The 13,801-nt window shown below is 48.4% G+C and carries 16 protein-coding genes; 13 read left to right on the top strand and 3 right to left on the bottom strand.

Annotated features, from left to right (window positions below):
* Positions 1-89: 89 nt before the first annotated feature.
* Genes ACP158_RS12210 through ACP158_RS12195 form a run of 4 tightly spaced genes read left to right on the top strand, consistent with a single transcriptional unit; the run spans position 90 to position 5,835 of the window.
* On the top strand, positions 90-1,301 hold the full coding sequence (locus ACP158_RS12210; protein ID WP_424946395.1) for an RNA-binding domain-containing protein: 1,212 nt from the start codon (positions 90-92) through the stop codon (positions 1,299-1,301).
* A gap of 2 nt (positions 1,302-1,303) precedes the next feature.
* Positions 1,304-3,235 carry a site-specific DNA-methyltransferase gene (locus ACP158_RS12205; RefSeq protein WP_424946394.1) on the top strand — a complete coding sequence of 644 codons (1,932 nt, stop codon included), beginning with the start codon at positions 1,304-1,306 and terminating at the stop codon, positions 3,233-3,235.
* A gap of 15 nt (positions 3,236-3,250) precedes the next feature.
* Positions 3,251-4,651 (top strand): MmgE/PrpD family protein, encoded by a 1,401-nt coding sequence (locus tag ACP158_RS12200; RefSeq protein WP_424946393.1) that lies wholly within the window; start codon positions 3,251-3,253, stop codon positions 4,649-4,651.
* A complete protein-coding gene (locus ACP158_RS12195; protein WP_424946392.1) occupies positions 4,648-5,835 on the top strand; it encodes a pyridoxal phosphate-dependent aminotransferase in 1,188 nt (395 codons plus the stop codon). The genes ACP158_RS12200 and ACP158_RS12195 overlap by 4 nt, the downstream gene beginning before the upstream one ends.
* Positions 5,836-5,870: 35 nt before the next feature.
* Here ACP158_RS12195 and ACP158_RS12190 read toward each other — a convergent pair whose 3' ends face one another.
* The gene (locus ACP158_RS12190; RefSeq protein ID WP_424946391.1) at positions 5,871-6,455 is read right to left on the bottom strand and encodes a TIGR00730 family Rossman fold protein; all 585 of its coding nucleotides are present in this window, start codon (positions 6,453-6,455) and stop codon (positions 5,871-5,873) included.
* A 158-nt stretch (positions 6,456-6,613) separates the two neighbouring features.
* Here ACP158_RS12190 and ACP158_RS12185 point away from each other — a divergent pair, with 158 nt between their 5' ends.
* Positions 6,614-7,588 (top strand): NAD(P)-dependent oxidoreductase, encoded by a 975-nt coding sequence (locus tag ACP158_RS12185; RefSeq protein WP_424946390.1) that lies wholly within the window; start codon positions 6,614-6,616, stop codon positions 7,586-7,588.
* Between the two features lie 38 nt (positions 7,589-7,626).
* Here ACP158_RS12185 and upp read toward each other — a convergent pair whose 3' ends face one another.
* On the bottom strand, positions 7,627-8,256 hold the full coding sequence (gene upp / locus ACP158_RS12180) for a uracil phosphoribosyltransferase (protein ID WP_424948464.1): 630 nt from the start codon (positions 8,254-8,256) through the stop codon (positions 7,627-7,629).
* 96 nt (positions 8,257-8,352) lie between these two features.
* Here upp and ACP158_RS12175 point away from each other — a divergent pair, with 96 nt between their 5' ends.
* The 5 genes from ACP158_RS12175 to ACP158_RS12155 all read left to right on the top strand — a co-directional run bounded on the left by ACP158_RS12175 (position 8,353) and on the right by ACP158_RS12155 (position 10,433).
* Positions 8,353-8,772 carry a deaminase gene (locus tag ACP158_RS12175; protein ID WP_424946389.1) on the top strand — a complete coding sequence of 140 codons (420 nt, stop codon included), beginning with the start codon at positions 8,353-8,355 and terminating at the stop codon, positions 8,770-8,772.
* Positions 8,769-9,224, top strand: coding sequence for a nucleoside deaminase (locus ACP158_RS12170; RefSeq protein ID WP_424946388.1), 456 nt, complete (start codon positions 8,769-8,771; stop codon positions 9,222-9,224). Before ACP158_RS12175 ends, ACP158_RS12170 begins: the two co-directional genes overlap by 4 nt.
* A gap of 68 nt (positions 9,225-9,292) precedes the next feature.
* Positions 9,293-9,922, top strand: a complete 630-nt coding sequence (locus ACP158_RS12165; protein WP_424946387.1) for a glutathione S-transferase family protein — start codon at positions 9,293-9,295, stop codon at positions 9,920-9,922.
* Positions 9,923-10,156: 234 nt separating this feature from the next.
* Positions 10,157-10,333, top strand: a complete 177-nt coding sequence (locus ACP158_RS12160) for a hypothetical protein (RefSeq protein WP_424946386.1) — start codon at positions 10,157-10,159, stop codon at positions 10,331-10,333.
* Positions 10,287-10,433, top strand: coding sequence for a hypothetical protein (locus tag ACP158_RS12155; protein WP_424946385.1), 147 nt, complete (start codon positions 10,287-10,289; stop codon positions 10,431-10,433). Before ACP158_RS12160 ends, ACP158_RS12155 begins: the two co-directional genes overlap by 47 nt.
* A gap of 69 nt (positions 10,434-10,502) precedes the next feature.
* Here the strand turns inward: ACP158_RS12155 and ACP158_RS12150 are convergent, their stop codons facing one another.
* Entirely contained in the window at positions 10,503-10,757 is a 255-nt protein-coding gene (locus tag ACP158_RS12150; protein ID WP_424946384.1) for a hypothetical protein, read from the bottom strand.
* 281 nt (positions 10,758-11,038) lie between these two features.
* Between ACP158_RS12150 and ACP158_RS12145 the strand changes: the two genes are divergently transcribed.
* The 3 genes from ACP158_RS12145 (at position 11,039) to ACP158_RS12135 (ending at position 13,609) form a co-directional block, all read left to right on the top strand.
* Positions 11,039-11,731: a BtpA/SgcQ family protein gene (locus ACP158_RS12145; RefSeq protein ID WP_424946383.1), complete on the top strand. Its 693-nt coding sequence runs from the start codon at positions 11,039-11,041 to the stop codon at positions 11,729-11,731.
* Positions 11,732-11,767: 36 nt separating this feature from the next.
* Positions 11,768-12,406, top strand: coding sequence for a phosphoribosyltransferase family protein (locus ACP158_RS12140; protein ID WP_424946382.1), 639 nt, complete (start codon positions 11,768-11,770; stop codon positions 12,404-12,406).
* 63 nt (positions 12,407-12,469) lie between these two features.
* The gene (locus ACP158_RS12135) at positions 12,470-13,609 is read left to right on the top strand and encodes a polyamine ABC transporter substrate-binding protein (protein ID WP_424946381.1); all 1,140 of its coding nucleotides are present in this window, start codon (positions 12,470-12,472) and stop codon (positions 13,607-13,609) included.
* Positions 13,610-13,801: the final 192 nt, after the last annotated feature.

Raw genomic sequence — 13,801 nt, 5'->3', positions numbered from 1 at the left:
TGACACCCCAAACCGATAAAAAGTTTATATGTCGTTTTTTTATGTTCAAAAATGAATATTTTTGAGCACTTTCTTTTGCAGGAGTGATTATGTTTGATAGTTTAAGTGAATTGATTGAAAAAATAGCCTTAGGCGAAGATTCCATCATTGAGTTTAAAAGCCAGTTATCCAGCCGAGACAGCCTTGCTGATGAAATAACCGCTTTTGCTAATGCCAAAGGTGGCGTGATATTAATGGGTGTTGAAGACAATGGCGATATTGTCGGCATAGAAAACAGCCAACTCAATGAAGATGAAAAAACAGTGATTGAAGTTTGCAGAGACAGCATCACGCCAGAGGTAAATATTTTTACTGAAAAACTGCTCATCGATGATAAAAACATCTTAAAAATAGAAGTGCCACACAGCTTATTTGTGCATAAAAGCCCTAATGGTTATTTTATGCGTCAAGGTAGTAGTAAAAGAGAAATGCCACCAGAGCAATTAGCCCGGTTGATGCAAAGTCGTTCACAAGCACGCATTATTAATTTTGATGAACAACTTGTGCCAAACACCGATAGAGACACCTTGCAAAGGGAACTTTATCAGCGTTTTATCGGTGTAACAACGGGCGATGATGAAGTGAATTTATTATGTAAACGCCGTTTATTGGTTAAAGATAATGATAAATATAGAGCCTCAGTTGCCGGCGTATTGATGTGCAGTAATCACTCCGATGAGTACCTGTATCACAGTTTTGTCAAAGCGGTTTATTATAATAGCACAACCAGAGATGCTAATTATCAAATTGATGCTAAAGATTTTAAAGGCACGCTAGATGTGCAAATTATTGATGCGTTTAAATTTGTAGAGAAATACAACAAAGTATCCGCCACCAAAGACATTGGCAGAATAGACAAACCACAATACAGCATGAGGGCTGTTTTTGAAGCCTTAGTTAATGCGGTCGTGCATAGAGATTATTCAAAACATGGCTCAACAATTCGTTTATTCATGTTCGCCGATAGGCTGGAAATATACTCCCCCGGCGCATTGGCCAACACCTTAACGATTGATTCCCTGCTCTATAATCAGGTAACCCGGAATGAACTTCTAGCGCGTTTATTAGCTGAAATTGCTTTAGATGACAACGCTAATAAATTAGTCAATAGGCGATCTTTTTTAGAGGGCAGAGGCGAGGGTGTTGGTATTATTTTAAAAGAAAGCGATCAATTAAGCGGCAAAAAACCAGTTTATGAAATGTATGGCGAAGAATTATGTTTAACTATTTTTGCTGCCAAGTCTTTACAAAATGGTAAATAAAAATGATAACCCAAGCCCAAGCCAAGCAAAACAACATAAAAATCATTGATAGTAGTGAGGTTCTGGATGAGTACAAAAATACGCTGGTTGAAAAACTAAAAGCCCTATTGCCGGGTGTGATAAACAGCGATAATCAATTGGATGTTAAAGCCCTGAATGATGTGATTGATTTGGCGAATACCACCAGCAATAATCAGGGATATGAATTGACTTTTGCGGGGAAGGGGATTGCTAAGGCGTTGGCGGATAGTGCGAGCGATGTTGAGTTAAAGGCGGAAACGGCACAAAGCAAAAACTTTGATAACACCGATAATGTGGTTATTCGCGGGGATAATTTGGATGTGTTGAAAATCCTGCAAGCCAATTACCATAATAAAATCAAGATGATTTACATTGACCCGCCTTACAATACTAAAAACGAGAATTTTATTTATAAGGACAATTTCAAGAAAACGGATGCGCAGTTAATAGAAGAGTTTAGTTTAAGCGAGAACACCAGCGATTTTTTGCATAATGTCTATGGCACGCGCAGCCATAGCGGATGGTTGTCGTTTATCTATCCTCGTCTGAAACTTGCGCGCGAATTACTCACCGATGACGGCGTGATTTTCATTTCCATTGATGATAACGAGCAGGCGAATCTTAGAATCATCTGCGATGAAATTTTTGGAGAGGATAATTTCGAAGCGACAATAATTCCAATTACAAATCCAGGAGGGAGAGACTATAAGCAAGTTGCTATTACAAACGAGTATGTTTTGGTTTATTCGAAATCAGATAATTTTGAACTTAATGAAATACAAAAAGATGTTAAGTTTAAGTATAAAGATAGCCTTGGGGGATATAATACAAGGGAGTTAAGAAACAGAAACCCCAAATTTCATAGCGGAAATCGCCCAAATCTTTTTTATCCTTTTTTCGTTGACCCAAGTAAAAATAAAGATGGCTATTGCAATGTTAGTATCACAAGAAGTGATGAATATTGCATTGAAGTAAAGCCATATAACAGCGAAGGAAAAGAAAGTGTATGGAGATGGGGCGTTGCTAAAGCAGATAAAAATATAATTCCGTCTGATTTCGATAAAAGCCAGATTTTAGCCAAGAAGAAGAAAGATGGAAACTGGAATGTTTATGAGAAAAACAGACGTTCAACGACCAAAGTTAAATCTGTTTGGATGGAGACAGAAATGAGAACCGAAAACGGCACAAGAGAAATGCGGTCGTTATTTGATGATGCGTATTTTGACCATCCAAAATCAATAGGATTGTTGGGTAGGCTGTTAGAAATTGGTGCCAACAAAACCGACACCATCCTCGACTTCTTCGCAGGATCAGGCACCACCGGCGATGCAGTTATGCAACTGAATGCTAAAGACGGCGGCGCACGAAAGTTTATCTTAGTGCAAATAGATGAGCCAATTGATAAAACTAAAAGTGCCGAGGCGCATAAATTTTGCACCGACAATAAGTTTCAGCCGGTGATTTCCAGCATTACCATTGAGCGCCTAAACCGTGCTGGCGAGAAAATAAAATCTGAATTTTCACCAAAACAAGAACCGTTATTTAAGGATAAAAAATGCCCGGATATTGGTTATAAAGTTTTTAACACCACGCCAAAACCGCAAGTCGCCCAGCAAGAAAATAATAATGAAAATTTATTCGCCGTTGAAAACCCAAGAGCAAACACCTTGGACACCTTAGCGAATATGCTCTGTGCGACTTGTAAAACGCTGGACAGCAAAATTGAATGTTTAATAAAAGACAAACTATACCAAGCCGATAATGAGATTTATTTGTTAGCGAATGTCTCTAATGATGAATTAGAAAAATATACGGATTTAAAGATCAATTTAGATGGCTGGGCCGATATTGATTTGCAGCAATACCTCAATCTCGGCGTCGGGCAGCGAGATAATTTAACAGTGGTGTATTAGCGTTAGAGGCGCAGTATGCCAAATACCCCATCCAAACAATTGGCGGCGTTTGCATCTGGATTGGCGTTTGAGCAAATTCCTGAACATGTAATCCGTCGAGCGCAATGGTTGTTCCTCGACTGGTACGGCTCGGCGCTGGCTGGATGCAGGTCCCGCAGCGCTGAAGTGTTTAAAAAGTTTGCCCGGGACATGGGTCCCGAATCCGGGACATGTCAGTTGTTTGGCAGCGCGCACGCAAGCAGCCCGCTGTTCGCGGCGCTGGTGAATGCCGCCGCATCGCATGTGGTGGAGCAGGATGATTTGCATAACGCTTCTATTTTGCATCCGGGCGCGGTGGTGTTTCCGCCGATTTTTGCGATGGCGCAGTCATTGCCGGCCGTTTCCGGGAAAGATTTTTTGACCGCCGCGGTGGCCGGTTACGAATGTGGAATACGAGTGGGCGAATTTTTGGGACGATCGCATTATCGGGTTTTTCACACCACGGCCACGGCTGGCACCCTGGCTGCGGCAATGGCAGTGGCAAGAATGCTTAATCTCAGCCCAGAGCAAACGTTGCACGCCCTGGGTTCGGCCGGAACCCAGGCCGGCGGGTTGTGGGAATTTTTACGCGATGGCGCCGATTCCAAACAACTGCATGTCGCCAAAGCGGCGGCGGATGGCTTGCTCGCGGCGTATAGCGCGCACTACGGCTTGACCGCCGCCAAGCAAATACTCGAAGGGCAACAGGGTATGGCGCAAGGCATGTTGGGCGAGGGCGATAGCGCCAAACTGACCGACCGCCTCGGCGCGCGCTGGGCGTTGCTGGAAACCTCGCTCAAGTTTCACGCCTCGTGCCGCCATACTCATCCGGCCGCGGACGCGCTGCTGCAGATTTGCCATGAGCATGATTTGGATTTCAGGGATATTGAACATGTCCGGGCTTATGTTTATCAGGCCGCCAAAGATGTCTTGGGTGCAGTCGATGTTCCAAACACCATCCATCAATCAAAATTTTCCATGGGCTTCGTGCTGGCATTGATCGCGCGGCATCGGTCGGCTGGCATTTTTGATTTCAGCGAGCAAGCGCTTTCTGATCCGATCAATGTTGATCTTAGGCAGCGCGTAAATATGATCGTTGACGCAGATATCGATCAGCAATATCCCGAAAAATGGGGCGCCAGAGTGGAGGTGAAATTGCATTGCGGCGAGATTTTGCAAGCATTTGTGAATACGCCAAAAGGCGATCCGGGAAATATGCTAAGCAGAGAAGAGCTTGAAGCAAAAGTGATTAACCTGGCGTTGCATGGCGGGGTGGCGCGCGCGGAAATGAAAGCGATTATTGATTTGATTTGGGCTTTGTCGGAGGTGGCGTCTTTTGGTGTAACATTCCCGTCAGCAGCGTCGCGCCTTTTGTCAAGAGATGAAAAAATGAAATGAAATTTTCAACGTTAACACGCCGAATCTCCGGGGAAAGTGTTGATTCATGGGCAGTACACTATGCAGGACTGGCGAGAAGGGAAGCGGGGGAGGATGTCATTATTCTGAGCGTCGGACAGGAGACCGATGAATATACCGATGATGAAATTGTTAGTTCCGCAATCGCTAGTCTGCGAAATGGACGGCATCACTACGCGCAGGTCGAGGGTGCGTTGTCGTTGCGCCAGGCGATTGCCAAGCGGCACAATGAGTTAACCGGGCAAGGGGTGGACGAATCGAATTGCGCCGTGTTCGCGGGCGCGCAAAATGCGTTGTTCGCCGCGGCGCAGTGTGTGCTTGAGCATGGTGATGAAGTGATTCTGATTGAACCGTATTACACCACTTACTTGGCAACATTTACCGCATCGGGCGCGACCTTGGTCAGCGTTGTAGCCACTGCGGAAAATAATTTTCAAGTTAACCCTGATGATGTTTTGGCGGCGATTACCGAGCGCACCAAAGCGATCGTTTTGAATTCTCCGAATAATCCGACTGGCGCGGTTTATACCTTGGAACAATTCAAACCGATTGTGGATGCTTGCGTCGAGAAAGAAATCTGGTTAATCAATGACGAGGTTTATCAGGAAATTCTGCTGCCGCAGGAGCGCGCCAGCCCTGCCAGTTTGCCCGGCGCCGACCGAGTCTGCGTCACCGTCTCAAGCCTGTCTAAATCCCACCGCATGACCGGCTGGCGGTTGGGGTGGATAGTGGGGCCAAAACCGTTAATGGAAAACCTGTATAACTTGTCCATGTGCATGGCGTATGGCTTGCCGGAATTTATTATGGATGCCGCGGTCACGGCGTTTCAGACTGGCGCGGTCACGGCCGAGGCGGTGAGAAAAAACATGGATTCCCGGCGAAAAATTGTGGTCGATAAATTACAGGAAATGGATGGACTGAAAATCTTCGCCTCGGCTGGGGGGATGTATGTGGTCTTGGATGTGCGCGCATCAGGAGTCAGCAGCCGCGACTTTGCTCGCAATATGCTCGATCAATACGATGTTGCGGTATTGCCCTGCGATGGATTCGGCGAGTCGGGCCGGGGGCTGATCCGGGTTAGTTTATGCGTCCCCGAAAATAAATTGATCATTGCTTGCGAGCGCATCATCGAATATGTCAAAACCATGAAGCAAAACTTGGCATAAAATAAAAACTGCATTCAACAATCCGCGCTACAATTTTATGCACGACTGGTTTGCTCGTCGCATCGCAGGGTTGCGCGCATTTCATCCAACAGATAATCGGGGTCATCATGGATGGTGTATAACGATTGATGCTTTGGCTTGATGAATTGTTGCGCCACGGCATGGTCAATGAAAGCGGACAACGGGTCATAGTATCCGCAGACATTGAGCAAGCCGATGGGTTTGATTTGAATCTTCAATTGCGACCAAGTGATGGCTTCAAAAATTTCTTCCAGGGTTCCAAAACCGCCAGGCAGCGCAATGAAGCCATCCGCCAGCGAAGCCATGGTTTCTTTGCGCTGGTGCATATTCTCGACGGTGATCAATTCGGTTAATCCGGGGTGGACGATTTCGTCATCAAACAGCGATTGCGGAATAACGCCGATGGTTTCCCCGCCATTTTCTATCATGGTGACCGCGATTTTCCCCATCAGCCCAACGCTCGCCCCGCCGTACACCAATCCGATATTGCGCGCCAGTAAAGCATGCCCCAGATTTTTTGCCGCTTGCAAGTATTCTGGCCGGCTGCCGGGTTTTGATCCGCAGTAAACGCATATTCTTTTCATTGTTCTGTTCTTCATGTTGTCAATATGCTGTTTCAATGTGCTGTTTTATCGATAGACCAAGCCAAAGCATGCACCGCCAAATAATACATTGATTGGTAACAACATTATATTTGATTCAATCCAACATTTAGGAAATAATCCACGCAGTTTGAATTTCATTTGCGGAGCAGGTTATGACTAAAGTGGGCTTCATCGGTTTGGGTAATGTCGGCGGCAAGTTGGCTGGCAGCCTGTTGCGAAATGAGTTTGACCTCACGGTGCGCGATCTTGAAAAACCGGCGGCGCAGCCGTTTTTGGATGGCGGCGCCAAATGGGGCAGCAGCCCAAAACAAATGGCCGAAAATGTTGATATCCTGATTACCTGCCTGCCCAGCCCGGCGGCCAGCGCGGTGGTCATGGAAGCCGACGATGGCGCATTGAAAGGATTAAGCGATGGCAAAATCTGGGCCGAGATGAGCACCACAGACGAAGCAGAAGTGCGCCGGCTTGGCGCATTGGTCGAAGCCGTTGGCGCGGTGCCGATGGATTGTCCGGTTTCCGGCGGATGCCACCGCGCCGCCAGCGGCAACATCGCCATATTCGCCGGCGGCGAAAGAACCGTGTTTGAGCGCATGCTGCCGATATTGACCACAATGGGCCGACGCATCCTGCACACCGGCGCCCTTGGCTCGGCCTCAATCCTCAAAGTGGCGACTAATTATCTGGCCACCGCGAACCTGCTCGCACTGTGCGAAGCGCTGGTCGTCTCCAAAGCCGCAGGCATGGATTTGAACATCGCCTACGAAGCCATCCAAATTTCATCCGGCAATTCATTTGTCCATGAAACCGAAGGTCAGGTTATTTTGAACGGCAGCCGCGACATCAGTTTCACCATGGATTTGGTGTGCAAGGATATTGGGTTGTTCAGTGCGGCGGCGAAGCGCGGCAAGGTGCCGTTGGAACTGGCCCCGCTCCTGGTGGATATTTTTCGGGACGGCCAACAACGTTACGGTGGCCGGGAATATTCGCCGAACATTATTCGCCGGCTGGAGCAGGCGAGCGGACTGGATATACGCGCGCCCGGTTTTCCTGCGCGGATGCTGGACGATGAACCGGAACAAGCGGGTTATGAGGTCATTCCCAAAAATCAGGCGCCGCGCGATACCTGAGTGCGCGATGGTTGCTGGCGCACACACGGTCGTGTGCGTCAGCGCGTGCCGTAAATTCGGTCGCCAGCGTCGCCCAGTCCCGGCAGAATATAACCGTGGTCATTCAATTCGCGGTCAATGGCGGCGGTAAAAATGGGTACATCCGGGTGCGCCTGGGTAAACGCTTCGACGCCTTCGGGCGCCGCCAATAAACAAACAAATTTCAATTTGTTTGCACCGCCCTGTTTTAATCGATCGACCGCGGCAATGGCTGAATTGGCCGTGGCCAGCATGGGATCCACAACAATGACGAGGCGCTCACCGATGTCCTGCGGCACTTTATAATAGTATTCGACCGCAACCAGGGTGGTCGGATCTCGATACAATCCGACATGACCCACCCGGGCGGAAGGCATCAGAGTGAGCATGCCATCGAGCAAACCATTGCCGGCACGTAAAATTGAAACGAAACAAAGTTTCTTTCCAGCCAACACCGGCGATTTCATTGCTTCCAGTGGTGTTTCGATTTCCCGCTTGGTGAGCTCAAGATCTCGCATTACTTCATATCCAAGCAACATCGCTATTTCGTTCACCAACCGTCGAAACAAACTGGTCGGGGTTTCCTTGCGCCGCATCAAAGTGAGTTTATGTTGAATCAGCGGGTGGTCAACGATGGTTACATTCATTATTGAGTCCTAATTTGGAGTCCGGATTTGTTGATGGATAAATTTAATGTACACTCTATTATAGAATTATGTCACAAATTTTTGTTATTGAGGCAGGCATTGAAATTGGCAAAATTAAAGTGTTCAAAATTGCAGCAAGGCGGCTTTCTTGAAATTGCGGCAGCCCATGCGCGCCGAAGCGAAACCGAGGGCGGAATCCCCGCAGGTGCGGTATTAGTGAAGAACGGAGAGGTTATTGCAAGTAGTCATGATCGCAGGCAGCAACTTAATGACCCCATTGCGGCGGCGGAAATGGACTGTATTCGCCGTGCCGGTCGACGAAGCGATCAGGCGGAACTGGTTTTATACAGCACCCGATATCCCGATATGTTGATTGCGGGGACGATGCTGCAGTTTGCCATTGGCAGCTTGGTGATTGGCTTGCCGGTGGCGTCCAACCCCGCCATCGCCTTGTTGCAATCAAAAAACATCCCGGTCACTTTTTCGCCAATGGATCAGTGTATAGCGTTGGACGCATGAATAAAGCGGAGCAAAAATTTTTACGCCAGGCTTACGCCGAAGCTTTGGCCGGGTATCGCGAGGGCGGCGTTGCGGTCGGCGCGGTGATGGTGCAGGATGGCGCGGTCATTGCCCGCGGCAGAAACAAACGTGTGCAGGAGGGAGACCCAATCATTCACGGCGAAACCGATTGCTTGCGAAATGCTGGAATCATTGCTGATTATAGCGGGATCGATCTGTACACCACGTTAAGCCCGTGCATGATGTGCGCCGGGGCGATTGTACATTTTGGTATCAATCGTGTTGTCATCGGTGAAGACCAGAACTTCCCTGGAAACCTGGCGTTTCTTCGGGAGCATGGCGTGCAAGTGGTTTTAGCCGATGACGAGAAGTGTAAAGCCCTGATGTCCAAGTTTATCGAACAACATCCTGACATTTGGTTCGAAGACATCGCCGGTAACGCAGCAGTTTAGGGGCAAAGGCGCTCTTATTGCGAAGCAGTGCTTGACCAACCGTTCGAAAATTACCCTGGAGATTACCCTTGATTGATTTATACACTTGGAGCACGCCCAATGGGCAAAAGGTTTCCATCATGCTGGAGGAAATCGGAATGCCATATACAGTGCATCCTATCGACATCACCAACGACGAGCAGTTTGATGATGATTTTCTGAAGATCAGTCCGAACAATAAAATTCCGGCGATCGTCGATCACGACAACGACATGACGATGATGGAATCCGGCGCGATTCTGCTGTATCTGGCCGACAAAAGCGGCCGCTTCATGCCGAGCGACGATGCCGCCAGATGGCGCACAATGCAATGGCTGATGTTTCAAATGGGCGGCCTCGGCCCGATGCTCGGGCAGGCGCATCATTTTCTCAGGTTTAACAAAGGGGTCAGCGACTACGCCGAAAACCGCTACGCTGTTGAAGCGCAACGTTTATACGATGTCATCGACCAGCAACTTGAAAATCACGAATACCTGGCGGACCAATATTCGATCGCCGACATCGCTTCGTGGCCCTGGATCGCAAGATTCGAATGGCAGGGAATCGACCTGAACGAATACCCGAATGTAAAACGATGGTATCTGGCGATCGCGGCGCGGCCAGCGGTGCAGCGGGGATACCGCGTCCCCGACCGACAGAAGGCGATTCCGTTGCCGTGACAAGGGGACGCCACCTTTGAATAAGGTTCAAGATACTATAAAGGATGATTTCGGATAGATTTTAGCAGATATTGACACCCATTTTCGTGGCGCATATTGAAGCGAAACTCACACTCTTTCAAAGGAGTCCGGCTACGCCGGACGACATATTTTAACTGGATTCCCGCCTGCGGCGAGAATGACGGGCTGGGGGGAATGGTGAATCGGAAGGCAATGAGTCCTTTTGAGAAGACAATGGTAAATAAGTGTCACGCAAAGCGTGACACTAAAACGCGCTCTGGCGTAGCCGGACATTTTCTCTCGTGTGCTTTGGCATCTCAACTCGCCTTTGCCCTCTCAATTCACCATTGCCTATCATTTGTCATTGCCCGGCCCATATTATTATTATTGGCCGGGCAATCCAGTTATTAAACCGTTCGGCGTAGCCGAACTCATTTGCGGCGTAGCCGCGCCGTTCAATGCGAGAATGACGGCAAGGCGATGGTGCTTGTTGCTTGCCGCTAATGTATGAGCGCGTCCCGGCGGCTACGCCACTCTGGATTTGCGCCTGCCGGCGAGAATGACGGCCGAGAGGGCGGTGCTAAAACACCGCTGGAAAGGAACAAAACGGGCAATGAATTAGTGAACACATACGCTCGCATTGCCCGGCGATGTGTTGTCTGATTTGAATATACAATCGGCTGGTCGCCGGGCCAGAGATGCCGGTGATTTGTGCGACTTTGCAAGCCTCGATATCAAGGCAAAACAGCCGTGGAATCGCCCTGAATTTATTCTCCGAAATTCGGCAACGAATGACATGCTTGTTTTCATTTATAGAACAATTAGTTATGGCCATTTCACTATACCTTAAAGTATCTTGAACCTTGAATAATGATGTAAAATATGCCAATGCCAAGATTGCGCGCACTGTATTTTCAGATATTTCCAAGTTATGAGGAGGTTTTTCACAAGGTATTAAAACCATCTGGTAACAATACCAAAAAAGCGGAAACTCAATGCCTGATTATAACGTTACATTTCCCGGGCTCGGCGTGATGGCGTCACCATCAATTGAAAATATTTCAGCTTAAAAAGCATTTTAGGGCGCATGGTTTCCGCTCGCATGGCCCGGCGGTATTGCCAGTCATTCATGTGCTGGATCATGAGCAAACCAGCCGCAATGTCGGCATCGCGATAGACCAACGGGCTGCCGGGGTGTTTTTGATCAACCATGACTTTGAGGTGGACCGGTTTTTGCCCATTATTCACTCCATTAGATCTGCGTATCCGTTGGTGTGGCTGGGGGTTAATTTCCTTGCAGTCACCGGCAATAAAGCGTTTCCGATACTTGCTGATTTGCAGAAAGAGGGCTGTGTCGTGGACGGTTACTGGGCTGACGATGCCAGGGTAGATGAGCAAAGCAGTGCCGATAATCAGCCCGAAGCCGCAGAAATATTAGCGATTAAGAAAGAGTGTGGCTGGAGCGGTCTGTATTTTGGCGGCGCGGCATTTAAAAAGCAGCGGATTGTTGACCAACAATATTTTCAAACAGCGGCGGCGATCGCGGCCGGATGGATGGATGTAGTCACGACCTCCGGGGTGGCGACTGGCCAAGAGGCTGGCATTGAGAAAGCAAGGGCCTTTAGAGAAGGCGTTGGCGAGAGTGCTTTGGCATTGGCATCGGGGATAACCGTGGAGAATGTGGGTAGATACGTGAATTACCTGGATGCCATTCTGGTGGCGACTGGAATCAATGTTGCGGGTGATTTTTATAACATTAATCGATCTCGTTTACGCAGGTTGATTGAGAAGGCTGATTCGGAAAACTGATTCGGCAAACTGACCAAGAAAATTGGAGATGCAACCATGCCTGATATTGATATACACAATGATCGAGACCATCGCTGGTACCTGAGTTTGATGGCGCCGAGGTCGCGGGGAGAAAAATATGCCTGGCTCGACCCGTCCTCCGCTTATGTCAATGCCCATTCCTTTAATGCCATGCTGGATGATTTATTGGAACCGTTCAATGAACAGGATGTTGATGTGGTTGCCGGATATGACGCTGCGGGATTTGTATTGGGAGCGGGTATGGCAACCCGGCTGGGCAAGGGATTTCTTACCATACGCAAGGGCGGCAAGATTCCAGTGGATTATGACGTGGTACCTATGAGCAACTATTCAGGGCAAACCCAGCAGATGGAGATGCGCAAGCCTGCGTTCGCAAAAGCGACTCGGGTGCTGTTGGTTGATCAATGGATTGAGACCGGTGGCACCATGACCGCCGGAATTCAGTTAGTAGAGCGTCAAGGCGGAATCGTCGCTGGTATTGCCGCGATTTGTATCGAGGACAATGATGCGACCAGACAGATGTATAAACGATATAAAATGGCGTCTTGTGTTGTGCCTGGTTCTGAAATTCAGATACAATGCAATGCACAAGCACTAGATAGTTTCAAGACTTATAAACCGAAACATAGTTTCCCTGATATTGGAGCCGAGTAACAACATAATTTGAAACAAGCGATATTCCACGCTACTTTTCATAAACATCTACGGAGACCAGGCATGATCAAAAAAAACCGATTATCCAGAAGAAATTTTATCAAGACTTCCGCCATCGCAACCGGAACCTTGGCGATGCCGATGATTTTTACCGCCAATAAGGCGCGGGCTCAGGCGACAGAGATCAACATGTTGGCTTGGTATGGACATGGTGAACCGGACATAGTGGAGGAATTTGAAGCTCAGAACAACGTTAAATTCAATGCCAAGTACTATGCGGGCGGCGACAATATGCTTGGGTTGATAGCCCAATCACCACCGGGAACATATGACATTATTTTGTCTGACGCTGAATTCGTGCAACAGTTAAATGCCGCGGATTATATCGAACAGTTGAATCCGGACGATTATCCTTTCGATGATTTCGTGTACCAGGATTTCACTCAATTTCCAGGGCACTGGAAAGACGGGAAATTATATTCCACCATGGTGCGTTACGGTCATCTGGGGGTTTCCTATAATAAGGATGCGGTAACTGCCGAAGAAGCGCAAAGCTATCAATGTTTCTGGAAGCCGCAACTGAGCGGAAAGGTAGGCCACTTCGATTGGCATCTGCCAAGTTTGGGTATGATGAGTTTGTATAACGGCAACAATGATCCTAGTCCGTTTGATATTGGTGATGACGCCTGGGCGGCGGTGCAAGGGACGACCATGAGCCTGAGGCCGCAGGTCGGCGGATTCTTTGACTACGGCGGCACATTCAGCTCGTTGAAAAATGGCGAAATGTTGGCAATGTGCGGCATTGGCGACTGGATTACCGGCGTTCTGGAAAAAGACGGCGCGCCGGTCGCATCGGTAGTGCCCAAAGAAGGCGGAATCCAGTGGACCGAGTCATACTGTATTGGCAAGGGTTCACAACATGCGGAGCTCGTGAACAAGTTCATTCAATACATGCTAACTCCAGCTGGTCAGGTACGGTCTGCACAGATGGCTGCGTATCCAGGATTCTGCGTAACCCATTCCGGGGTTGAAGCATTGCGTGTCGCAAATATGACCGAGGCTGAGCGAACCGGACAGATCGAGGGAGCAGCAAACAACCCGGTAACCCTGATCAAAGAAGGTCGTATTCATTATCGGGATATCCCTCATCAGCAAACTTTGGAAGACTGGAATGACTTCTGGTCGGAGTATAAAAACGCCTGAGATATTCCTGAGATGTTATTGTCATTACGGGTGAGGGTGGCCGAGCCCGCTCATCGAGCCTGAGCTATCGAACCTGAGCCATCGAGCCTGAGCCATCAAGCCTGAGCCATCGAGCCTGAGTTGTAGTTCGCAGCCTCTATCAGGAAATCTTTTCGCACTGGATGTCATCGGGATGACATTATTTTGCAAGAT

Origin of the sequence: Candidatus Spongiihabitans sp. (assembly GCF_965247905.1) — a bacterium.
Classification (GTDB): Bacteria; Pseudomonadota; Gammaproteobacteria; order Arenicellales; family Poriferihabitantaceae; genus Spongiihabitans.
Note: the sequence above shows the minus strand (reverse complement) of the source record. Positions and strands in the feature narration are given on the sequence as shown.